This is a genomic window from Halomonas sp. LS-001 (genome assembly GCF_052983955.1).
Map to the genome: position 1 here is coordinate 2,457,949 of NZ_CM129816.1, position 23,547 is coordinate 2,481,495.

The following is a 23,547-nucleotide window of genomic DNA, read 5'->3' on the forward strand; positions in this document are numbered from 1 at the left end:
GTGCCATCAATACCAACAGTCTGGAAGTTTCACTCAATAACAATAGTCGTTTTGTCGGTATCGGTATTGCCATTTTTGGGTTGGGTAGACTGAGTGATGGTTCTCGTTAATCCCTTCGAAGTCAGGGAAAGGCCCGGACTTCGAGACTCACGAGAAAAGTCACCGCCCGGCGCGGCCAGCCAGTCGCCACTGACAAGGGGCGTTTCGGGCATGTCCAGGGCCGCAGTCCTCATACCCGTTCCTCCGAGCGCCCGACCAGCGCACGCAATTTCATGGCCCCGACCGGGTCGTCAGCCAGCATCGGAACGACCGAATAGCGGGCACTCAGGGATTCTTCGACCCGGGCTATTTCCGGTGCTTCGGTTGCGGCCCGTGCGACCAGCAGTGGGTGGTTGGTATCGGTGGCCGCCAGGCTGGCGTTGATCACCCAGGCATAGGGTGTGATTTCCGCTCTTTTCAGGTCGTCATGCAGGCGGGCGGCTTCCAGCACCGGTGTGGTTTCCGGCAGGGTCACGATCAGCACTTTGGTTTGCGTCGGGTCCTGCAGACGCATCATTGGTGTCACCATCCGTGCATTGGTTTCTCCGGCATGACGCATGATGTCCCGGTGGTATGAGCCAGTGGCATCCAGCAGCAACAGTGTATGCCCGGTTGGCGCGGTATCCATGATCACAAATTTACGACCGGCTTCCCGTATGATTTTGGAGAAGGCCTGGAACACTGCGATTTCCTCGGTGCAGGGGGAACGCAGATCTTCCTCCAGCATCTTGCGGCCCTCTGCATCCAGGCTGGCACCGCGGGTTGCCATGATATGGTCGCGGTAGACCTGGGTTTCCACCTCGGGGTCAATGCGGCTAACGGTCAGGTTGTCGACATCACCCGCAAGGGTTTCAGTCAGGTGGGCCGCCGGGTCGGTGGTGGTCAGCAATACCTCATGGCCACGGGCGGCCAGTTCCACGGCAACAGCCGCTGCAATGGTGGTTTTGCCCACGCCGCCCTTACCCATGGTCATCACCAGACCTTTACCGTCGGCCTCAATGTCATCAACCAGGCGGGACAGAGGTGGCAGATTGTCCAGGGCACGCCGGGGTGTTTCGGAGCCCATGGTTTCCACCGGCTGATTCATCCGCCGCAGGGCATCCAGCCCCACCAGATTTTCAGGGCGTAGATAGAAGTGACTTTGCGGTAAACCCGCGAGCTCTGAATCGGATTCTTCCACGGCTGTGCGTTCACGCTCGATTATGCTGGTGGCCAGGGCATCGTCCGACGCTTCAGCCGGCATCATGCCGTTAATGGCGAGATGCTGATTGCCTATGCCGATATCAGCCAGCTCCCGGTGGGTTCGCGCGGCTTCCGCCATTGAGCTTTCCCGGGGCCGGGCCACCAGAATCAGGCGGGTCAGATTCTTGTTAGAAAGGCTTTCGACGGCGGCCGCGTAGCGCTCACGCTGCTTATCCAGCCCGGCCAGAGGTCCGAGGCAGGAGGCATCGCCTCCGGTTTCCAGAAATCCGCTCCAGGCACCGGGTAACTTGAGTAGCCGGATGGTGTGGCCGGTAGGTGCGGTGTCAAAAATAATATGGTCGTAGCGCCCGATAAGTGCTTCATCCGTGAGCAGCGCAGTGAACTCATCAAACGCGGCAATCTCGGTGGTGCAGGCACCCGATAATTGTTCCTGGATGTTGGCTACAGCTTTCTCCGGCAGACTGGCCCGTATAGGGCCAAGGATCCGCTCACGATACTCTTCCGCCGCCGCTTCGGGGTCGATTTCCAGTGCTTCGAGGCCGGGAACATTGGCAATCGGCGTGATGTGATTGCCAATGCGGGTGTCGAATACCTGGCCCACGTTGGACGCCGGGTCGGTGCTTACCAGCAACACTTTCTGCCCTGCGTCCGCAAGGTTAACGGAGGTTGCGCAAGCCAGAGACGTTTTACCAACGCCCCCTTTGCCGGTGAAAAATACGAATTTAGGCAGATTATCGAACATTTTCGTTATTCTCAGCAGCAGGAACTTTTTGTGTTTGATGAGCAGTGGGACGTAGCTGATGCGCAGGTATCCTGATCCTCAAAGGGCAGATTACTCCAGGCAGCCAGCTCCTTGCGCGCGGGATAGCGCGCTTTGGAAACCATCTTGCCGTCAACCAGAACCGCCGGTAGATCATCGCCTCCGGAAGCCTGCATTAACGCATTCACGTCCTCATTGATCGTGAACTCGATGGGTTCCTGGCTAAGGTTAATTCGCCGCACCGTCACGCCCTGGCTTTTCAGCCAGTCCAGATCGGCGGCAAACGTTATCAGCGGTTGCTCGACATCGGTGCCGCAAATGCCAGTTGAACAACACATGGCTGGATCATAAACCGTTATCGTGGTCATTTCTGTTTCCCCTTCTAATAGCATCGGACTGAGGAATATCTCTGTTTTTCTACACTAGATTCGGTGTACGCAACATTGCTCATCTATCGTTTGAGAGACCATCAGCGTTTGTGACTTCAATCGCTCTCTCCCGGCACCAGCAACACGGGCACATCCAACCCACGGCAAGCCGCCTCGGCGACACTCCCCATCAGCAGCTGCTGCAGGGGATTGCGCCCCCGCTTGCCAAGCACCAGGAGGTCCACATCTTCCGCTATGGCCGTCTCAAGCAGCGCGCGATGTGGGTCACCCGCCACGATCCGGGTCTCAAGTGATGGCATCCCGTCAGAAAGCGCAGCCAGATGCGCCCTGGCCTCCGTAACGGCTTTGTCCTCACTCTCGGGGTCTTCAAGCACCGTTACTGCCAGCGCTCTCTGCGCCTGCTTGGCCAAGTCAGCAAAAAGCGCTTCCGCCGCTTTCACCGCCGTGGAACCATCTGTGGCCAGAAGGATGGTTTTATCTGCTGCCAGACACTGCTCTCCCACTGGCTCCAGCCACAACGGCAACCGGGCCAGCCGCGCGACATCCAACGCGGTACTGCCCAGGAAAAACTCATGGAAACGACTGTGGCCTTGACTGCCCATCAGCAACAGATCAGCGCTGGTATCGCCAACGGCCGCAACCAGCTCGGCGCCAGGTTCACCGGTTCGGATCTGCCAATCCACACTGAGCCCCAGTGACGCAAGTTGGTCGGCCTCCTCGGTCAGGCGCTGCTCGTAGTAGGCCCTGTGGCTTTCCTCAGGCACTGCCGGGTACCGGCTGCTGAGCACGTACACCAGGGTCGCACTCTCCAGCCCCCAATCCCGCAATGCTTCAACTCGCCTGCGCACACAGGGCCAGGCGGGTGAAAAATCAATGCCAATCAATGCATGCTTAAACATCACTCACTCCTCTTGAATATTTCGTCCGATCATCGACCACTTACCTGCTCTTCCGGGAAATACTGGCGGGTCTGGTTGGCAATCCAGACCAGCCCCAACATCAATGGTACCTCGACCAGTACGCCGACCACGGTGGCCAATGCCGCACCGGAATGAATCCCGAACAGCGAAATAGCGGCTGCCACGGCCAACTCAAAGAAGTTACTAGCGCCGACCATGGCCCCTGGGGCCGCCACGCTATGGGGCACCTTCCAGGCCTTGGCCCAGCCGTAGGCAATCGCGAAGATCAGGAAAGTCTGGAGAATAAGCGGCACAGCAATCAGCGCGATGTGCAGCGGGTTCTGAAGGATCACCTCACCCTGGAACGCGAACAGCAGCACGAGCGTCAGGATCAGGCCAATAGGTGTCACTGGGCCTAGACGCTTCATGAAGATGTTATCGAAATAGTCGATGCCCTTATTGGCAATCACGTAGAGGCGCGTAACATACCCAGCCACCAGAGGAATCACGATGTAGAGAAAGACCGACAGCGCGATCGTCGCCCAGGGAACGGTCATATCCGACAGGCCCAGTAGGAACATGACAATGGGCGCAAACGCGAACAGCATGATGAGGTCATTGAGCGATACCTGCACAAGGGTGTAGGCGGCGTCGCCACGCGTGAGGTAGCTCCAAACGAACACCATGGCGGTACAGGGCGCTGCTCCCAGCAGAATAGCGCCGGCCAGATACTCACGAGCCAAGCCCGCCTCGATCAGCGGCTCGAAGACTACCAGCAGGAAAAACCAGGCAATGGCGAACATAGTGAAGGGCTTGATCAGCCAGTTCACCGTCGTGGTAATGACCAAACCCTTGGGTTGGCGGCGTACGCCCGCGATGGAATTAAAATCCACCTGCACCATCATCGGGAAGATCATCGCCCAGATCAGGATCGCGACCGGGATCGACACCTGGGCGTATTCAAAACGCGACAGCACATCGGGCACCACGGGCGCGAACTGACCCACGGCAATACCAACCACAATCGCAAGCGCCACCCAGACCGACAGGTAACGCTCAAAAAGCCCCATACCTTCTTTGATATTGGGGGTATTATCAGTTGCACTCACGCTTGACCTCCATCAATTTCATCGCTAATTAAAGATTCAACCCGTGTCCTGATGCCATCGCGCACAATACGGAACTGCTGCATAACTTCATCCTCTGGCCTCGGGGCGTTTGCCGGGTCCGGCAACCCCCAGTGGCGCTTCTCGGCACCCGGTAGCCGCATCGAGAAGGATATTACGCACATACTAATATACGCATATCCATATATATCCAATAACAAGACTCTGCGCTGAGTCAGGCGTTATGTCAAGATTCGTATAAGAAGCGTCAGTGCGATGAGAATCATTAGGAGGCTCTGCCGCATCGCCATACCCGCAAGCAGGAGAATTAAGCCCAGAAGGTTGTTGGGGATGAGTACCAGCATACCTGAGTGGCATCATGTTTCTTTCAATTGACAGCAGAACCTTCGTCAGGGAAGATTTTTGACCATTTTTTATCAACGGCCAGATCGTTCGAGGTGCGCGAACGCTGGAGCAGATGGAGACGTTGATCGACAATCCTGAAAATCCCACCTGAATCCGTGAGACCGATCCTCTAAAATGTTTCTAACTCACTGTTACAATTAAAAATAGCTTTTATTGCTATTTACCCGTGAAGCCTTTGGTCACACACTCGACGCCGTGATCTCGACCTCGCCCGATTCGATGTGGGGCCACAGGCTGCCCTGCGTCAGCCGATCGATGCGCCCGAATCCGTTGATACCAATACGCAAAATCATGGTTACCTCGCTTTGAATTTACTTGTAGGTCTCAATGAACCAAGTTTCAGCGCTCCATGTCGTCGCGCCCCTGGATCTCCAGCCACAGCATCAGCCGTTGACGGATCTCTGCCAACGCCTGCTCGTAAGCATCCCACCGCTGGATCAGGCGCGGATCGCGGATATTCCAATAGAGAAACTCATCGCTGCTGCCCTGCCAGTCGCGGCACGCCTGATAGGCCTTGTCGCAGAGCACGATCACTGTGTCGAAATGCTCGCCGGCAAAGTCGTCCAGGGACTTGCTGGCGAGCCCTTGAGTGTCGATGCTTTGCTTGCTCAAGGTAGCCAAGGTTAGCTCATGGGGTTGATCGGGTTCAGAGCCAGCGCTGACTGCTTCGAAGCGGTCGCCAGCCAAATGGCGTAACAGGGCTTCTCCCATTAGGGACCTGGCGGAATTGGCATTACACAGGAATAGAACACGTCGCTGTCTCATCAGCTGGGCCTTATCAATACGATTTTTCATATATATGCGAAGATAGATATTTATACTTCCAGGACTTTCAACGCCTTTACTTGTGGAAGGGACTTGACGCGCTCACAATAATTCCATGTTTTTAGAAACATGAAAACATCAGAAATGATTGAGGGCTTTTCGCTCTGGCCCAAGGGACACGCCTAAATGTCATTCGCCTGCTGGTTCAACAGGAACCGAGTGGGTTCCCCGCCGGTGAGATCGCACGGCAGCTGGCGGTGCCACATGCCACGATGTCAGCGCACCTGTCGGTACTGTCGTGGGCAGGTCTGGTGGTATCCCGTCGCCAAGGGCGCTCGATCATCTATCGGGCGAATCTGAATCACATGCAGGAGGCAATCCGCTTCCTGGTGAACGACTGCTGCGCAGAGCATCCGGCGGTGTGTGGCCCCTTGGCGGATGAGCAGCTGATCAATGCCATGATGGCGGAACCAATTTTGATCAACCGCCCGATTGTGGTGACACATAAGGGCACCAGGCTATGCCGACCCTCAGAGACGGTGCTGAATCTCCCTGAGCATCCAGTAGCGCACTTCGTCAAGGAAGATGGTGAAACACTTTTAAAGTCATCAGTACCAATGAAGACGAACGAGGTGGAGAAAGGATGCAGGGGAAGGTTATGCCTGACCCAATAGGCCGAGGCATGGATTATGACGCTACTACTCTTATGTTGGCGCACAACACGGTTAAAACGACGCATGAAAAGCCCGGATCGTCCCTGATATACCAAATCCAGTGAACTCGCTACCGCGAATTCTGACCAGCTATCCTTGTTGGATTAAGCACCGACATTATCCTCGGTATCGTCGGTAGCTTCACCCTCGGCTTTTTCCAGCGCTGGCAGCACCAGAACTCGGCACGGTGCATTTACTGAGACGTACTCTACCGTCGCTTTGCGCAGCTTCCACCGGCTGTTGCTGCCCCGGGACACCAGCACTATCAGGTCCACACACAGCTGGCCCGACAAGCCCACCAGCTTTTCGCTAATGCTACCGGCCACCACATGAATGGTGGCCTCCCTGTTCATGGGCAAATATTTGCGCACCAGAAGGTCCAGTTTTTTGCGCACCTCAGCTTCTTTCTCTTCCGGCGCCTCTTCAGTGACATGCGGAAAGAACCCACCGCCGCCGGGGCTATACACGCTAGCCAAGTGCAGTTCACCGTCGTCATTCAGGAGGCTAAGCCCAGCATTCAGTGCTCGCCGACCTTCGTGATCATCATCCGGATCAATAGCGATCAGCAGTTTTTGATACATCGTTGTTCTCCTGTTTCGGTTCGCTCTCGGTGGCTTCAACTTCCGGGAAGGCTCGCCCTTTCACCAGGTCTGTCACATCATAGCCACGGTAGTCGGCCCGCAGCGCCCGGAACAGGGATACGGCCATGAACAACAGTAGCAGACAGAATGGCAGGCCCAACGAAGTAATCACATTCTGCAACGCTTCCAGCCCACCGGCCAAAAGCAGCGTGGCCGCCACCACCCCTTGGGCCGCAGCCCAGAAAATGCGTTGGCGCACCAGCGAGGGCTGATCTTCCCGACGAGTGAGCATGTCAATCACCAGAGAAGCGGAGTCTGACGAGGTGGTGAAGAAAATCACAATAATCACCACACTTAAGGCCGAAGCAACTTCCGCCAGCGGGAAGGCTTCCAGAAAAGCAAAGATAGCAACCGACGGATCCTGCTGGACCTGTTCGGCCAGCGCGATTTGGCCGACGGACTCAACCTCAATGGCTGACAGCCCGAACACCCCGAACCACACCAGAGTAAACGCCGTGGGTGCAAACAACACACCGGCGACAAATTCACGGATAGTGCGGCCCCGGGAAATACGGGCGATGAAAATACCCACATAGGGCGCCCAGGAAATGGTCCAGGCCCAGTAGAACAAGGTCCACTGGCGCTGCCAATCGGTTTCCTTAAAGGTTTCAGTCCAGAATGCCAGCCAAGGCAAGGCGTCAAAATAGTCACCGACGCTTTGCACCATGCCTTCAGCAATAAAAATAGTGGGACCGACTACGGCGACAAACAGAATCAATAACATGGCCAGAATAATGTTCAGCTGGGACAGTCGGCGCACGCCTTTGTCCAGCCCCAGCGCCACCGAAACGGCGGCGATACTGGCAATCACCATAATCAGCACCACCTGCACAAACCCATTTGTGGGTATGCCAAACAGGTAGTTCAGACCACTGTTGAGCTGCAAAGTACCCAGCCCCAGCGACGTAGCAACGCCGAACAAGGTACCCAGCACGGCGACAACATCGATTGCCCAACCCAGAGGACCAAAAGCGCGGTCACCCAACACCGGATAAAACAGGCTACTGATGCGCATGGGCAGATTATGACGGTAGGCAAAATAAGCGATGGCCAGGCCCGGCATGGCAAAAATCGTCCAGGTGTGCAGGCCAAAATGGTACAGGCTGATGGTCATGGCATCGGTGGCCGCCTGCTCGCTTCGGGAATCCACGCCATCAAAGGGCGGGCTGGCAAAATGCGATACCGGCTCGGCCACCCCCCAGAACATGAGAATAGTGCCGATGCCAGCGGCAAACAACATGGTGAACCAGGTAAGGTTGGAGTAATCTGGGCGGCTGTCATCACCACCCAAACGAATGCTGCCATAACGACTGACCGCCAGGCCCAATAGAAAAATCAGCAGCGAAGACACCGAGAGAATATAGAACCAACCAAGATTTCGGGCGACCCAGCCGGTCAGCACACCGAAACTGCCAGCAACCTGCTCGTCGAACGGTACTGCCAGCGCGACAAACACGATGGCAACGGCGGCCGAGGTAAAGAATATACCGGGTATCGTCTGTAGCCCCAGTCGTTGTTGCAGCCGTTCAAGCATGCTGAGCCCTCTATTTCTATTCATCAGAATTAGTACTAAAAGCAGTAAAATTAAGCAGTAAAGCTAGCCCCAGCATCAGCCAGTAGCCAGTGAAACAAGCGCGTAGGTAGATCCCATAGGCGAATCGTTGTTGTCATATCGATACTCTGCTGTCTCCCTTTCATTGCTTCTTAGTCAATAACAACGGTCGTTTTGTCGATACCGGTATTACCATTCCTGGGATCGTAAGCATGAACGATTATTTCGTATACACCTGGCTCTGTGACGGGCATTTCACCGCTAAACATGCTGCTATTTCCAGTATAAGACATGGCTTCTTCGCCCACTTTTTCACCGTTTTTGGAGATAGTCATGCCAACTTCAAACTTGTTGGCGTCCCAAAGTCCGCCTGAGGTGATTGGGCAACCGCACATCATCATGACATTGGCGCGCACTGAAACACTGTCGACTTGCGAAGCTGATACTCCCTGGGCAGCAGCCGGCTCCAATACGTTGACCACAAGGCCCGGCAATTCAATAACCCAGCCATCTCCAACCGAAAGGTGGCCGCCGGGAATAACCCATTGGGTGGCACTTGCAGCATGTGCAGCTTGTGGCTGGGCAAGCGGCCCATAGACGTCTGCTTCGATTAACCGGGGGCGGTCGAGATCCAGTGTGGTTTTGAAGGATGCAGCCGATTCGTCAGCCATGGCAGCGCGGCGACCACCATTTTTATGCATGATTTTTGCAGTGTCGCCGGTGCCGCCAGTGGTGACACCTTCTGCCAGGACCTCACCCGTCTCCTGGTCGCGCAGAATTACTCGAACGCCCCCCATGCTGGTGCCTACGAATTTGGCATCTTTACTCATGACTCGAACCGTGATGTCGGTGTCTTCAGCCACGGCAGTGCCCGACATCATGGCCAATGCAAAGCTGGCGACGAGAATGATTGCTTTTAATTTCATATAGTACTAATCCTCTACTTAATTACGAGAAACCCGGTTCTGTTTAAAATAACTTTCCTATTCCAGTGGTAACTATCATCGCCATGGAACCCCAAAATGTAACGCGCAACGTACCTTTGACGACATTAGCACCGCCTGTGTAGGCTGCCAGCCCGCCGAGAATCAATGCGGCAGTAGAAACAACGCCATCATTGGCCCCCATTACAGCTGCACGCAGCCAACCGACCTTCTGACTTTTATGATGCTCCTTGTGTGCTCTGTACACAGTTAGCCTCGCAATTCATTCTATTAACATTTCTGGTTTCATGGATGCTGATGGTGAACATCAGAGACTCAAATGGCTGATTGTCTTCCCTGGCATCTATCTATCGCTAATCGGGCAAGCTTTTTCACAGCAGTGTCCAGAGCATTTTCCCGGAAAGGATCAACAAAATGATGGCAATGAGTTTTTTGACCTGAGCAGCATTCATGTGTAGCTGCATAACCCGCTGCCCCAGGAAACCGCCAAAAATAGCTGCCACGGCCACAATGGCTAATAAAGGCCAGTCCATCTCAACAAAGCTGAGATAGGTGAAAAACCCGCCCAGCGTTGAAAAAGGTATAACAAAGCTGACAGCATAAGCGGCTTTTTTCGTGTCGAAGCCCAGCAACAGCAACACGGCAAGAATAGGTGTGCCACCACCCACACCAACCAACCCGGATACCAGGCCAACCGCACCACCGAGCACCAACATCACCCAGGCGCGGTCGTAGGCAGCCTTGGCTTCCCGTCGGGAGAAAATCAGCAATCCGGAACTGACCATCAAAAAGGCCGTTAGCACCCACTGGACGAGCACCTCGGAAACGTACTGGCTGAGCCACGCACCAATGGGCGTTGCCACCAACACCGAAACCACCAAAGGTAAAGCAAAGCGGAAATCAACTAACCCTCTGCGTACATTGATGGTCGAGGCAGCAATCGTAGAGGCTGAATTAACGAACAGGCCGATGGTTTTGGCCAGATTCAACGGTAATCCCATCATCGAAAATATGGGCACCAGTGCTACTGCGGAACCCACGCCGCCTGACGCAAATACTGTTGAGACGATGAACGTCACAACAAAATAAATGCCGTAGTCGAATACCGTCATAAAGATCTCGGAACTCTATGCCGACCAGCTGGCCGATGTTGGTTCATTACTGCTGATCGTTTAAACGCGCCATGTAGTCGCGTGCCTTATCGCCACGCAGTGCATCGGCAACGCCCAACATACCGCTGGTCAGGTATCGCGCATTGAAACCTTCCAGGGTGAGGTACAGCCGGGCTATCTCGGCTCGGTCATAATGCGGACACATCGTGACGATGGTCTTATCCCGGTCAAGTTCACCAAGGCGGTCTGGCAACTCATTCAATGGAATATGCTGGCCGAAACCAATACGCCAGGCGGTGTATTCCTCGGTAAAGCGAATGTCGACGATTTGTGCCTTGTTGTCGGCATACAGCTCCAGCAGTTCAGGAATCTGAATCTTCATATCCAAGCGTTCCTGATAATCGAAACGGCGTAAATAATCGGAAAATTGGATGCTATCCACGTTTACAAAGCCTCATACGCTAATCGTTTTAAAGTTGATGGTTCGTGCGAAAAGCGGGACTTACTGCCCCGCGCTCGTTTATTCGTCAGCATCTGCCTGCTTTTTGGTCTCGTGCTCGGTACCAGGAGCATGCTCTGGCGGGCAGTATGTGGTGTAAAGTTTAAGCATTGCGGTTCCGGTATTGCGGAAATTATGGAAAGCGCCAGAGGGCACGATACTGACATCACCCGGCTCTACAGCCACGGTAGTATCGCCAATTTTGGCTTCGCCACTCCCTTCAACAAAATAGAGTAATTGATCGTGGCCTTCGTGAACTTCGCCACCGATTTCACCGCCTTCCGGAATCGCCATTAACACCAACTGTGTGTTGTCTCCCGTCCAGAGCACCTGACGAAACTCGTCATTGTCTTTTGCCATTTGCACGATAGGTAGTGTGGTTTTGTCGATTTCTTTCATGCTCATCTCCGAAATTAGATTTCTTGCAGATAAAAGCACTGATCTTCAGACTTTTATCCCATCTATATAATAGCTAAAACACTAAACATGGAAGTTATTGGAATAATGAATTTGCTACTGTAAAGAAGACGAATTCACAGTCAAAAAGATACTTCTGATCTGACAAGCGGCATCTGAAAAACCAGCACTTTTAAAGTGATCGCCCTGAGCTTGACCGTCGGGCCGGCCCATTCCAGCCATCTTGCTCACCACCGCGTCCGAAGGCGCCGCACGTTGAATCACCCTTTTCCGCTGGGCTTGATGCATGTCACGGTAACAATGCGATTGGTGTGCTATACCAAAAGGCGAACCTTCGGAACCATCCCTTTATTGATACGAGGAACTTATCATGTCATCACGTAGCGTCGTTATCTGCCATCCCGTTCGCACCGCCATCGGCACTTATAACGGTAGCCTCAAGGACACCCCTGCCACGGATCTGGGTGCGCGGGTCATTCAGGAAACCCTGTCTCGATCCGGCTTGGCCGCCGACAAGGTACAGTCACTGATCATGGGGCATGTCATCCAAGCGGGCTGTCGCATGAACTCGAGCCGCCAGGCCGGTATTGGCGGCGGCCTGCCGGTAGACGTGCCTGCGCTTACCGTCAACCGCGTCTGTGGCTCTGGGGCCCAGGCAGTAGCGAGCGCCGCCATGGAGATCTGGAGCGGTATGGCCGACTGCACCATCGCCGGCGGCATGGAGAACATGGACCGCGCGCCCTATGTGCTGCCCCAAGGTCGCTGGGGCGCACGTATGGGCGATGTGACCATGTTCGACACCATGTTGCTCGACGGCCTCAACGATGCCTTCAGCAACAAGCACTCCGGCTGGCATACTGAGGATCTGGTGAGCCGCTATGACATCTCTCGAGAAGATCAGGATAAGTGGGCGCTGCGCTCCCAGCAGCGCTTCTCCAGGGCTCAGGAGGCTGGCCACTTCGATGCCGAGATCGCCGGCGTGGAACTCACCAGCCGCAAGGGCACCACGACCTTCGCCCGTGACGAGCATAACCGCAGCGATGCGTCGCTTGAATCGCTCAGCAAGATGAAACCCGCTTTCCGCAAGGAGGGCACCATCACCGCAGGCAATGCCCCGGGACTCAACAGCGGCGCGGCGGCGATGATCGTTGCCGAGCAGGGTTGGGCCGAAAAGCAGGGACTTACCCCCATGGCTCGACTGGTGTCCTTCGGCGTCGGCGCCGTCGAGCCGGATTACTTCGGCATCGGCCCGGTACCTGCCGTCAAACAGGCGCTTGAGCGGGCCGGTTGGTCGGTGGGTGATCTCGACCGGGTCGAGATCAACGAGGCTTTCGCCGCCATCGCCCTGGCCTGTCAGCGCGAGCTGGGGCTACCGGAAGACATCGTCAACATGGAAGGCGGCGCCATCGCCCACGGCCACCCCATCGGCGCTAGCGGAGCAGTGCTAACCACTCGCCTGCTGCATGCCATGCAGCGCAACGGCGAGCGTCGCGGCATCGTGACCCTGTGCATCGGCGGCGGGCAGGGCATCGCCCTGGCACTGGAAACCCTGTAACCATGGCGGTAGACGCCCCCTGCATCCAGTTCGCCTGGCATGTGCATCATGAGGAGATCTAATCCTGACCTTTTAGAGCGCCAAATTGAGGAAGCATTTGGCAGTGAGTCCTGGCGACCTGTTACCAACGTAGCTGCAATACAGCCCGCTCTCCCTGGTTAGCCGGACTTGCTTCCATAAGCCTCTGCCTAAAGGCAAACAGAAGATCAACTTCATACTGGCGATCAAGACTAAAGAAAGGTAATTTTTGTCTGCGGTGTATACACAGTGGTCGTGCTAATGAACTGATTTTGGACGGTGTCTTGCAACGCTTTCCCGAGCACGCGCCTACGAGCGTGATAGTGCGTGTTCTGCTTGAACGCCTGCTCAACACCGAGCGGCTCGACCGCTGGTTCGAATCGACATGCGAGAAGCAATATACGCGCAAGATTTTGTTTTCCTCACTGGTCGAGATGGTGCTCCAGATCGTCTGTCGGGCAGGCCAACATGCATACGACTGGCATCAAGGCAGTAACCTTGAGCAAAAGCACCATTCTAACAACCATCAACTATCAACTATCAACCAAGGGTCTACTAACTATAACACTTTTGAGTCAAGTAGCTTCGTATGGTGTCAGGAGATCCATCATCATGGGTGGCTGATGCGCCGAGAAAAGATGCCTGACTAAATGCCAGCAAGTCTTTCCAGTGCTTGCAAATCCAGAGGAACCACTAGGGGAACCAAGGGTAAAAACGGGGGTTTCAAAGAGATAGGATAGTAGCAACCTACTGATTTAACTGGCGTCCCTGGCAGGATTCGAACCTGCGACCTGCCGCTTAGGAGGCGGCTGCTCTATCCTGCTGAGCTACAGGGACATAAAGAGGCGACAGTATAACGGCTGACGGCGGCAGCGCCAACCGCCGGATGCAAAAAGCCCTTGCGATCAGCGGGTTAAATCCAGCCGAGTAACTGCAGCACGAAGACACCCACCGTCACCGTGAGGCTGGCCATCAGCGTGGTAAGGGCGATGATGTTGGCGGCCAGCGCGGTGTTGCCACCCAGTGCCTTGACCATGACGAAACTGGCGGCGGCGGTCGGGCTTGCGAAGAACAGAAACAGCAGGCCCAGTTCACGCCCGGAAAACCCCACCCACCAGGCCACCAGGGTGGAAAGGCATGGCAAAACCACCATTTTCAGCAGGCTGGAGCCGAGGGCTACCTGGTGACCTTTACGCAGCGAGCTGACCGAGAGCGTGGCCCCGATGCAGATCAGCGCCAGCGGCAGCGTTAAGGAGGCAAAGTAATCCCCCGAGGTGATCACCCAGCCGGGTAAAGGGATGGAAAACGCGGCAAAGGGCACGGCCACTACAACGGAGATGATCAGCGGGTTTTTGGCAATATTGATCAATAAACTGCGCCAGTCGGTGCGCTTTCCGGGATGAAAGGCATTGAGCACAATCACGGAAAGAATGTTGTAGGTCAGTATGACCACACCAAGCAGCACTCCCCCGGCAGAGAGACCGTAGCTGCCGTACATGGCGGCGGCCAGCGCCAGCCCGACAACGCCGCAGTTGCCGCGAAAGGCTCCCTGAATATAGACGCCGCGATCTTCATACGGCACCCGCTGTGTCGCCCAGAACCAGCTGAACAGGAGCTGCCCTAAGGTGGCGAGGGCAAAAAACACCATGAGCTTCAGGTTAAGCGCGACGTCAAGGTCGGCGTGTATCAGGCTCATGAAAATCAGCGTGGGTAAGGTAGCCTTGAACACCAGTGCTGATGCGGTAGAGACAAAGGCGGAATCAATCCAGCCAAGCCGTTTGAGGGCTACCCCAAGGAATACCATGGCAAACACGGGCAAGGTGACATCCAACGTCCGTGCAAACAGTTCCAACAGACCCACAGGCGAGATCCTCGATTAATCGCGTATTTTTCCCAAATAATTAGCACGCTTATAATAAACATTTGGCGGTCAATCCCGAAGCTTAAAAGCAGCCTGCGTGATTCATTCAAACAACGTTTCGGTATCCGTTGTACTGGCAATATTGACCACCAGGGCATTGCGTCCTCTTCCCTTGGCTTCATAGCTGGCGGCATCCGCTCGGGCCATGGCATCGCTAATACCGTGATCGTTTTCATCAAAAGACGTCACGCCGATACTTAAGGTGACGTTGTATTCCTTCTCCTCATGGGTCACGGAAATTTCGCTAACGGCTTTGCGTAACGATTCCGCGATGGTTTTAGCCTGGTTGAGCGTACAGCTGGGCAGTAGCACGCCAAACTCATCCCCACCCTGGCGCGCTACGTGGTCACTGCGGCGCACTTCCCAGGCAACCACCTGGGCAATCCGCCGCAGCATTTCATCCCCCAGCGCGTGGCCGCCTTCATCATTGATCGGTTTGAAGTGGTCAAGATCAAACAGCAATAGCGCTGAGGGAGTGCTGGTTTTCTGAAATTCGGCAAACGCTTCATCCAGACGGCGCTCAAAGCCACGGCGGTTCAGAAGGCCGGTAAGCGGGTCGTGCTCAGCTTCCCAACGCTGCAGGGCCTCCTTCTCACGGCGTTCGGTAATATCCTTGACCATGCCGACCATGCCCAACGAATGGTCCGCCTGGGAAACCATCACCACCCGCGCATGAATATCCAGCCAGAGGGTTTCGTTATCAGCACGAATAAAGCGCAGCTGGCGGACAAAATCCGTGTGTGTTTTCAGGCTATGCTGCCACATATCCACTGCACCGGTACGGTCATCCGGATGTAGCTGCTGCACCCAGCTCGCCATGGGGAGAGTGGAGGAAATGCCCAGCATATCCAGAAGCGCAGGGTTCATGTAGGTGATTTCGCCATCAAAGTTGGCCACAAACATGCCCTGGGGCGTGGCGTTGAAGATAGAATCCAGAAAGGCTTCCCGCTCCTGAAGGCTGGTCAGCAGTACCTGACGCTCTCTCTCTACCCGATTGAAGGTCGAAGACACATCCTTGAGCTCGCGCATGGTGGTCGATAGCAAGACATTTCGGCGCTGCCCCAGCCCAACTTCACCAATCTGCCTTTCCAGCTGACGCAGGGGACGTAACGTTCGACCAAGAATCCACCATAGCAAGGGCAGCATTAGCAGGACCAGTAGCAGCCAGGCCCACCATAGCGTTTTGATATAACCGGCGAGTGGAATTCGAGCTTCTTCCATGGTGAGGAAACGCCCGACAATCCAGCCGGCCGGCCATACCTGAGCGTAGGACTGCAGGCCATACTGCCCGCTCATCAAGGGGCCTTTGACCTGCCCCTGCCAGCCATCCAGCGCCTGGTTCAGCCAGGGGTAATCAGCGGGAGACGGCACGTCACTCATGATTTTCTCGCGATCGGGGTGATAGAGAATTTTTCCCGATGCCGTCATGATCACAACGTAACTGCCTTCACTTGGCTGCATACGCGCCAGCCGGGAAAACAGCCCGCTAGTTTTCAGGCTGACAATGCCGCCGATATAACCGGCAAATTCGCCCTCCTCTCCAAACCGGGGCACGCTTACTAACACCATGGGGTACTGGCTGACTGGGCCAATAAAAGGCTCACTCACATAAGTCTGGCGCGTGCCTTCCAGCATACGAAAGAATTCTGAGTTGCCGCTTTTGAGACCGATGCGATTGTCCAGCGCTGGCCAGTCGGCAACAATCACGCCGTCAGCGTCGGCAACAACCAACCCTTCAAACCATTCCAGCAAGGAGTCATTATGAGCCAGTATGCCTCTTACCCTTGCGGTGTCATCCTCACCTTTCAGTGTATCGGCAACCCGTTCAAGGGCATCCATGCGCGAGCGCATCTGCTGAGACACTTCATCTGCCAGCATATCGGCATCATAACGCAGGTTCGCCATGTTGCCCTGCTGGAGCATGGATTCCCCAAAGTACCAGGCCATTGCCAGTACCAGCGTAATAATAACTAACCATGTAAGGGCAAGGCCGAGAACCAGTTGGCCACGTAAGGTGCGCACCCAACGCAAGGTTTTCCAGCTCATTGGTGCCACGTGCATTCCTTCTAACGCCATGAAACAGCGTTCATGACAGTAAAATGTAAAATTATAATTCTACGCTAAAGAAAACGATTGGCAATCAACGCCTGTTCACCGGTTCTAAATGCATTAAGGGTGCCAGAAGGCACCCTTAATGTTAAAAGTCAGCGAAAATACCCGCCAACATCATGACGTGCGCTTACTGGTAGACAGGGAAACGTGAACACACCTGTTCCACCTTGTTTTTGACAGCCTCTTCAATCTCGCTGGTGTCTTCGCCACGCGCCAGCACATCAAGGATATCGCAGATCCATCCCGCCAGGTGGCGGCACTGATCTTCACCGAAACCACGGGTGGTCACGGCAGGCGTACCAATGCGCAGGCCGGAGGTGACAAACGGGCTTTGCGGGTCGTTAGGCACGGCGTTCTTGTTCACGGTGATATGCGCACGGCCCAGCGCGGCGTCTGCGTCTTTACCGGTCACGCCCTGCTTGATCAACGACAGCAGGAAGAGGTGATCTTCGGTGCCGCCAGAGACGATATCAAAGCCGCGATCCATGAACACACCGGCCATGACCTGAGCGTTTTTCACGACCTGTTCCTGATAGGCCTTGAATTCCGGCTGCATGGCTTCCTTGAAACAGATCGCTTTCGCGGCGATCACGTGCATCAGCGGGCCACCCTGGCCACCCGGGAAGACAGCCGACTGCAGCTTCTTCTCGATCTCGGCATCACCTTCGGCGGAAAGAATCACGCCACTACGCGGGCCGCGTAAGGTTTTGTGGGTCGTTGACGTCACCACGTGGGCATGCGGCAGCGGGCTTGGGTAAACCCCTGCCGCCACGAGGCCGGATACGTGAGCCATATCCACCAGCAGGTAGGCGCCCACTTCGTCGGCGATCTCACGGAACCTGGCCCAATCAATAATCTGCGAATACGCTGAGAAACCGGCGATGATCATTTTCGGCTGATGTTCACGCGCCAGCGCCGCCACCTGATCGTAATCAATCAGCTCCTGGTCGTTCAGCCCGTACTGGATGGCATTGTAGTGCTTACCGGAAAAGTTCGGCTTGGCGCCGTGCGTCAGGTGACCACCCGCATCCAGGCTCATGCCCAGAATGGTATCACCGGGTTTGACCAGCGCCTGGAAAACGGCGCTGTTCGCCTGGGAGCCGGAGTGCGGCTGCACATTGACGTAGGTAGCACCGAACAGTTCCTTGGCGTATTCAATCGCCAGATTTTCAGCAATATCAACAAACTCGCAGCCACCGTAGTAGCGCTTGCCCGGATACCCTTCGGCATATTTGTTGGTCAGCTGGCTACCCTGAGCTTCAAGCACACGGGGGCTGGCGTAGTTTTCGGACGCGATCAGTTCGATGTGGGCTTCCTGGCGCTCCACTTCCTTCTGCATGGCATCAAATAGCACATCATCGAATCCGGAAATTCTCATGTCGCGGCTGAACATCGGCGGTAAACCTCGTAGCGAAAGGCAATCTGAAAGAAATAACTAGGCCGTTATCATAACGCAGCTTGACACGAGTTTCATTGCTTGTTGGTCACGTGCTGTATGAACGCTTTTCATGGGCTGCCTAACCGGTTCTCCAGCAGCTGATTGAGTTGGCTTAACACCGTCAGCCGCGCCAGGCGTTTATCGTCGGTTTGAACCAGATGCCAGGGAGCGCCATGGCAGTGGGTATAGGCCAGCATATCGTACAGTGCTAGCTGATAGTCATCCCAGCGCTTGCGGTTACGCCAGTCCTCGTCGGTCAGCTTGTGCTGTTTGTGGGGTGTATTTGCCCGTGCGTTGAAGCGCTTGAGCTGTTCTTCCTTGCTGATGGCCAGAAAGAATTTGCCAACCACGGCGCCATGGGCCAATAACTGGGCTTCAAAGTGACGGATTTCGGTAAAGCCGCGCTGCCAAGCTTTTTCCCCGGCGAGCCCTTCCACCCTTTCGACGAGGACACGTCCGTACCAGGTTCGGTCAAAAATCGCCACACGACCATCCCGCGGCAAACGACGCCAGAATCGCCACAGCCAGGGTTCAAGGCGCTCTTCATCACTTGGTGCTGCCACGCTGTAAACGCGGTAGTAGCGCGCATCCAGTGCGGTGGTCACGCGGTGAATACTGCCCCCTTTGCCAGCGGCATCGTGCCCTTCAAACGCTAACACCACCGGGATGCCGCGCTGAAGGCAGCGCCGATGGTTATAGGCAAGCCGTGCCTGCAATTCAGCCAGCCGCTGACGGTAGACTTTTTTGGCTATTTTACCGTCGCTGTTGGTTTTCAGGTCGTTACATTCACCCTCTGGGGATTTTGGCGAGGTCAGTTCCCGCCGGGGAGAATCCGTTTTTTCAGGCAGCCCGCCAGGCAATGCAGAGGCCGGCGGCGAAGGCCTTGATGGCGGTTGTGTCAGTGCCGCCTGTAATAACTGCGTAATCTCACCCAGCTGCTGCTCCGCACTTTCACTGGCAATGCAGTGCCAGGGCGCGTAAGGCGTATGCGTTGCCTCACGCAGGCGTTTGGCGTGATGTTGAATGGCGGCGTACTGGGCATGGCGCTGCCAGTGGCTTTCATTGATCTGCCAAGCGCGAGCAGGGTCGGCCTGCAGGTTATGCAGACGTTCGGCTTGCCGGGTTTCGTCGATATCCAGCCAGACCTTCACCATCACGACATTTTCATGGGCAAGCGTGGCTTCAAAGTCATTGATCTGATCAAGCCGGTCGGCAAAGGCGCCTGCCTGAATGCGCTGTTCAACACGGGCAAACAGCACATCCCCGTACCAGCCGTGAACAAATATTCCGACGCGGCCACGCGCGGGCACACGCCGCCAGTAACGCCACCAGTAAGGTCTCAAACGGTCTTCCTCACTGGGTGCCAGGGCGTGAACTTCGGTCTGGCGGTTTTCCAGCCAGTGATTGAGCTGGTTCACCAGCACGCTTTTATGGGTTGCGGCATGACCTGCCACGACCAGCATGACGGCTTTATCCTGACGCTGCGCCATCTCCAGTTGGGCTTGTAATAGCGCGTAACGACGCGTTTTCTCTTCACGACCCGTCATTGTCATCCTTATTTGATACGCTGTTTTTAGCAATCTAGCTGGTTGGCCAGGCGGTACGAGGCCCTTGGCTTGCCTCCCTTCCAACGGTATGGAAGGGAGGCCTGCTCATGCTTCGCCCAGTAACCCAAGGCTTGCAGCGGGGGCCTGACGACGCAGCCCTCGCGACAGCCAGTGGCCAATCAAGCCAATCAGCAATGCACCTCCCAGAGGTAGCAGCAGCCAAAGCATGAAATGCGGGCGGGGAGGCAGATCCAGCAAGTAGGCGTAAAGCAGCGCCGTGGCAATTTCTGCCAGGGCGGCCCCCATCAGGCCACTGGCGAACCCCAGCAGTGCATACTCGGCCCCCTGAATACGCGAAATCATCCGGTTGCCAGCGCCGAACACGCGCAGCAACCCACTTTCGTGCGCCCGCACCGGGCGGCTCGCGGTCAGGGCGGCATACAGCACGCTAACCCCGGCCAGCAAAACCAGTATAAGAATCATTTCAATGGCACGCGTGACCTGGGTCAGCACATCCCTCACCTGGCCGAGAATGGCATCCACATTGAGTAGCGTCACGCCTGGGAAGCGCTCGACCAGCTCGCGCATCAGGTTCTGCTCATCCTCCGGCAGATAAAACGCGGTAATAAAACTATGCCCGTAGGATTCCAGCACACCCGGCGGGAATATCACGTAGAAATTCGGCTTGAAGCTGTCCCAGTTCAGGCTTCGCAGGCTGGTTAAGCGGGTCACAATATCATTGCTTCCCACACTAAAAACGATTTCATCACCCAGGTTTAATCCCAGCCTTTCTGCCAAGCCATCTTCCATGGAAATAGGCGCGGCGCGCGGCGCTGGAACAGCGTCCACTTCTGCCATCCAGCCGGAGTTGGATGGCGCTTCCGCCGTATAGTCATCAAACCATTCGCCCGCCACCAATTCGTTGCCTTCCGGGATCTCGGCCTGCCAGGTCAGGTTCAACTCACGGCGCAGGGCGTTGTCGCCACGCGCTTCGGGATTAACGGCTTCCTGCGCCGCCATGCCGTTAATCTGCGTCATCCGTCCACGCACCATCGGGTACAAGGTGCTTTGCTCGGCCACATGAGGGGCAATCGCGTCCTCAAAAGGATCCCGCTCAGGCGGCTGAATATTAATCGCAAAGTAATTGGGGGTGTTCTCGGGAAGCTGCGCCTGCCAGGTGGTTAACAGGTCGCCGCGTACCAGCACCATCATGGCCATGGCGAAAAACGTGACCGAAAAGGCCAGCAGCTGGCCAAGCCCGGCCTGACGCCGCCGCGCCAACTGGCGGCCGCCCAGGCGGAGTGCCTGGTGCCACTCGCTATGCCCTTTGAAGCGCTGGACAAGCAGCAGCACACCGCTGAGCAGTAAGTTACCCAGCCCCCAAAGCCCGGCCAGCAGTACGCCACCACCGGCCAGTAACGCAAGCGCCAGCACCGCACTGCCAGAGTAAAGCCACAGCAGGCCTCCAAAGACCAGTGCCGCAAATATCACAACCAGCCAGGCGGATGGCGGTAGCGGGTCCAGCTCCCGGCGCAACACTTTCAGAGCACTCACCCGCTGAATGCGTAACAGCGTTGGCCCGGCAAACCCCACCAACACCGCAATCGCGGTAAAAACGCCCAGCAACAGCGGCATAAACCCAGGCGCTGGTAACGTCATGGGCAGAAAACTGGCTAACAATGCCAGCAAAATAGCCTGGCCGATCAACCCCAATATTGCGCCAAGAATTGAGGCCACCAGCGCCAGCCCAATCAGCTGTAACGAAAAAATCACCACCAGTTGATGTTGGCTGGCACCAAAGCAGCGCAACAGCGCGGCAGTGTCCAGGTGACGTTCCACATAACGTCGGGTCGACATGGCCACCGCCACACCCGCCAACAGCACAGCGGCAAGCCCGGCAATGCCCAGGTAGCTTTCTGCCCGCTCCAGGGCATTGCCCAGCTGCGGGCGATCATCACGGATGTCACGCACTTCAACGCCCGCGAGACGTAACTCATTGAGCAGCGGCTGAACCGCGTCCAACGCCTCGGGTGGGCCTGCCGCCAGAATTTCAAACTCTACCCGTGAGCCATCCTGAATCAGGCCGGTGGCGTCAAGGTCATCCACGTGTACCATCAGGCGTGGGTTAAAACCTCCAAACCCAGCGGACTGATCGGCTTCACGTTCAATAAAACCACTGACGACCAGTGAGGTTTCCCCCACCTGCACCTCGTCACCGAGTGAGAGATCAATCAGGTTGACCAGGCGTGGATCCGCCCAGGCCTCACCGGGCGGCGGCCCAAAGGCCAGCATTTCGACCCCGTTTCCCCGGTCGACATGCGAGGTCCCGTAATGCGGGTACGCATCATCCACCGCCTTGAGGCTGGCGGGTTGAAAGCGCTCGCCCTGACGAATCATCGAGACAAGGTCCACCTGATCGCTCAATTCAAACCCTGCCTGCGTCAGGGCATCGCGTACCTCTGGCGAAAACGGGTCACGTTGTTCGATGACCAGATCACCACCCAGTAACTGGCTGGCTTGGCGCTCCAGGCCCCGTTCCAGACGATCGATAAAAAAGGCAATCATGGTGGAAGCCGCCACGGCCAGCACCAGGGCGGCAAACAGGGCACGCACGTCCGCGGCGCGCAGATCTCGCCGCAGACTTCGCCCGGCAAGACGAACGTTATTGGGGTTCATGCACGCTCCTCGGCGGGGGCATTGGCATCTTCTGGCTGAAATGCCGTGAGGCACCCGTTTTCCAGGCGCAGACAGCGGCTACAGCGGCGCGCCAGCGCGTGGTCGTGGGTCACCAGAATCAGGGTGGTACCGGCTTCGCGGTTCAGTGAAAACAGCAAATCAATCACTTCCCCACCTGTCTCCGGGTCAAGGTTACCGGTGGGCTCATCGGCAAGCACAAGCTCGGGGTCGGTCACGAACGCACGGGCTATGGCGACCCGTTGCTGCTCTCCCCCGGAAAGCTGCTTGGGCAAATGCTCCGTGCGCTCCCCGAGTCCCACCCGTCCAAGCCAATGCTGGGCAGTGGATGCTTCGCCGGCGCGCGGCGACAGTTCAAGCGGTAACAGTACGTTTTCCAAAGCGCTTAATGTCGGCAGTAACTGAAAGTTCTGGAACACAAAGCCGACCCGCCCGGCCCGCAACCCGGCTCGTCCATCTTCATCCAGGCGGCCAAGGGAATGACCGAACATGACCAACTCCCCTTCGCTTGGGATATCAAGCCCGGCCAATAAGCCCAGCAGCGTGGATTTTCCTGCCCCGCTTTTCCCCAGGATGGCGACACTTTCCCCCGCCACGACGTCCAACGAAAGGTCCTGTAATATCGTCAGCGTGCGTTCACCACTGGTCACGGACTTACACAGTGATTTGGCTTGCAGCACGGTATTTTCTGCACCTTGTGCGCCTGAGGTGGTCAATGGTTGAGATGTAACACGGGATGATGAATCAGAGGAGTCGGACATGAAGCGTAGTACCTCTTTAAGTAGTCACTATTTAAC

21 protein-coding genes and 1 tRNA gene are annotated in these 23,547 nt (G+C 56.0%); 3 read left to right on the forward strand and 19 right to left on the reverse strand.

Annotated elements, in window-relative coordinates; translation table 11 throughout:
* Positions 1-29: 29 nt before the first annotated feature.
* The 6 genes from ACU6TU_RS11160 to ACU6TU_RS11185 all read right to left on the reverse strand — a co-directional run bounded on the left by ACU6TU_RS11160 (position 30) and on the right by ACU6TU_RS11185 (position 5,587).
* A complete protein-coding gene (locus ACU6TU_RS11160; RefSeq protein ID WP_447141487.1) occupies positions 30-233 on the reverse strand; it encodes a hypothetical protein in 204 nt (67 codons plus the stop codon).
* Positions 230-1,984, reverse strand: a complete 1,755-nt coding sequence (gene arsA, locus ACU6TU_RS11165; RefSeq protein ID WP_447141488.1) for an arsenical pump-driving ATPase — start codon at positions 1,982-1,984, stop codon at positions 230-232. The genes ACU6TU_RS11160 and arsA overlap by 4 nt, the downstream gene beginning before the upstream one ends.
* Positions 1,985-1,995: 11 nt before the next feature.
* Entirely contained in the window at positions 1,996-2,370 is a 375-nt protein-coding gene (gene arsD / locus ACU6TU_RS11170) for an arsenite efflux transporter metallochaperone ArsD (RefSeq protein WP_447141489.1), read from the reverse strand.
* 116 nt (positions 2,371-2,486) lie between these two features.
* Positions 2,487-3,290 (reverse strand): universal stress protein, encoded by an 804-nt coding sequence (locus ACU6TU_RS11175; RefSeq protein ID WP_447141490.1) that lies wholly within the window; start codon positions 3,288-3,290, stop codon positions 2,487-2,489.
* A gap of 29 nt (positions 3,291-3,319) precedes the next feature.
* A complete protein-coding gene (gene arsB / locus ACU6TU_RS11180) occupies positions 3,320-4,360 on the reverse strand; it encodes an ACR3 family arsenite efflux transporter (protein ID WP_447144234.1) in 1,041 nt (346 codons plus the stop codon).
* An 801-nt stretch (positions 4,361-5,161) separates the two neighbouring features.
* Positions 5,162-5,587: an arsenate reductase ArsC gene (locus tag ACU6TU_RS11185; RefSeq protein ID WP_447141491.1), complete on the reverse strand. Its 426-nt coding sequence runs from the start codon at positions 5,585-5,587 to the stop codon at positions 5,162-5,164.
* A 200-nt stretch (positions 5,588-5,787) separates the two neighbouring features.
* On the opposite strand from ACU6TU_RS11185, the gene ACU6TU_RS11190 reads away from it, so the two are divergent.
* Positions 5,788-6,261, forward strand: a complete 474-nt coding sequence (locus ACU6TU_RS11190; RefSeq protein WP_447144235.1) for an ArsC/Spx/MgsR family protein — start codon at positions 5,788-5,790, stop codon at positions 6,259-6,261.
* Positions 6,262-6,404: 143 nt separating this feature from the next.
* On the opposite strand, the gene ACU6TU_RS11195 is transcribed toward ACU6TU_RS11190, so the two are convergent.
* The 6 genes from ACU6TU_RS11195 to ACU6TU_RS11220 form a co-directional block, all read right to left on the reverse strand.
* Entirely contained in the window at positions 6,405-6,881 is a 477-nt protein-coding gene (locus ACU6TU_RS11195; RefSeq protein WP_447141492.1) for a universal stress protein, read from the reverse strand.
* On the reverse strand, positions 6,853-8,475 hold the full coding sequence (locus ACU6TU_RS11200; RefSeq protein ID WP_447141493.1) for a BCCT family transporter: 1,623 nt from the start codon (positions 8,473-8,475) through the stop codon (positions 6,853-6,855). The genes ACU6TU_RS11195 and ACU6TU_RS11200 overlap by 29 nt, the downstream gene beginning before the upstream one ends.
* A 170-nt stretch (positions 8,476-8,645) precedes the next feature.
* Positions 8,646-9,419: a hypothetical protein gene (locus ACU6TU_RS11205; protein ID WP_447141494.1), complete on the reverse strand. Its 774-nt coding sequence runs from the start codon at positions 9,417-9,419 to the stop codon at positions 8,646-8,648.
* 389 nt (positions 9,420-9,808) lie between these two features.
* Positions 9,809-10,549 carry a sulfite exporter TauE/SafE family protein gene (locus tag ACU6TU_RS11210; RefSeq protein ID WP_447141495.1) on the reverse strand — a complete coding sequence of 247 codons (741 nt, stop codon included), beginning with the start codon at positions 10,547-10,549 and terminating at the stop codon, positions 9,809-9,811.
* A 46-nt stretch (positions 10,550-10,595) separates the two neighbouring features.
* Positions 10,596-10,931: a rhodanese-like domain-containing protein gene (locus ACU6TU_RS11215; protein ID WP_447141496.1), complete on the reverse strand. Its 336-nt coding sequence runs from the start codon at positions 10,929-10,931 to the stop codon at positions 10,596-10,598.
* A gap of 138 nt (positions 10,932-11,069) precedes the next feature.
* On the reverse strand, positions 11,070-11,447 hold the full coding sequence (locus tag ACU6TU_RS11220) for a cupin domain-containing protein (protein WP_447141497.1): 378 nt from the start codon (positions 11,445-11,447) through the stop codon (positions 11,070-11,072).
* A gap of 388 nt (positions 11,448-11,835) precedes the next feature.
* Here ACU6TU_RS11220 and ACU6TU_RS11225 point away from each other — a divergent pair, with 388 nt between their 5' ends.
* Together ACU6TU_RS11225 and ACU6TU_RS11230 are read left to right on the forward strand one after the other, a co-directional pair.
* A complete protein-coding gene (locus tag ACU6TU_RS11225; RefSeq protein ID WP_447141498.1) occupies positions 11,836-13,020 on the forward strand; it encodes a thiolase family protein in 1,185 nt (394 codons plus the stop codon).
* Positions 13,021-13,322: 302 nt separating this feature from the next.
* Positions 13,323-13,688: a hypothetical protein gene (locus ACU6TU_RS11230; protein ID WP_447141499.1), complete on the forward strand. Its 366-nt coding sequence runs from the start codon at positions 13,323-13,325 to the stop codon at positions 13,686-13,688.
* Positions 13,689-13,798: 110 nt separating this feature from the next.
* On the opposite strand, the gene ACU6TU_RS11235 is transcribed toward ACU6TU_RS11230, so the two are convergent.
* The 7 genes from ACU6TU_RS11235 to ACU6TU_RS11265 form a co-directional block, all read right to left on the reverse strand.
* Positions 13,799-13,875: transfer RNA gene (locus tag ACU6TU_RS11235), tRNA-Arg, on the reverse strand.
* A 76-nt stretch (positions 13,876-13,951) separates the two neighbouring features.
* The gene (locus ACU6TU_RS11240) at positions 13,952-14,899 is read right to left on the reverse strand and encodes an AEC family transporter (protein ID WP_447141500.1); all 948 of its coding nucleotides are present in this window, start codon (positions 14,897-14,899) and stop codon (positions 13,952-13,954) included.
* Between the two features lie 102 nt (positions 14,900-15,001).
* Positions 15,002-17,020, reverse strand: coding sequence for a sensor domain-containing diguanylate cyclase (locus ACU6TU_RS11245; RefSeq protein ID WP_447144236.1), 2,019 nt, complete (start codon positions 17,018-17,020; stop codon positions 15,002-15,004).
* 178 nt (positions 17,021-17,198) lie between these two features.
* Positions 17,199-18,464 carry a serine hydroxymethyltransferase gene (glyA, locus tag ACU6TU_RS11250; RefSeq protein WP_447141501.1) on the reverse strand — a complete coding sequence of 422 codons (1,266 nt, stop codon included), beginning with the start codon at positions 18,462-18,464 and terminating at the stop codon, positions 17,199-17,201.
* Positions 18,465-18,577: 113 nt separating this feature from the next.
* On the reverse strand, positions 18,578-20,056 hold the full coding sequence (locus tag ACU6TU_RS11255) for a polyphosphate kinase (RefSeq protein ID WP_447141502.1): 1,479 nt from the start codon (positions 20,054-20,056) through the stop codon (positions 18,578-18,580).
* Between the two features lie 105 nt (positions 20,057-20,161).
* The gene (locus ACU6TU_RS11260) at positions 20,162-22,732 is read right to left on the reverse strand and encodes an ABC transporter permease (protein WP_447141503.1); all 2,571 of its coding nucleotides are present in this window, start codon (positions 22,730-22,732) and stop codon (positions 20,162-20,164) included.
* On the reverse strand, positions 22,729-23,511 hold the full coding sequence (locus ACU6TU_RS11265) for an ABC transporter ATP-binding protein (RefSeq protein WP_447141504.1): 783 nt from the start codon (positions 23,509-23,511) through the stop codon (positions 22,729-22,731). The genes ACU6TU_RS11260 and ACU6TU_RS11265 overlap by 4 nt, the downstream gene beginning before the upstream one ends.
* Positions 23,512-23,547 lie beyond the last annotated feature (36 nt).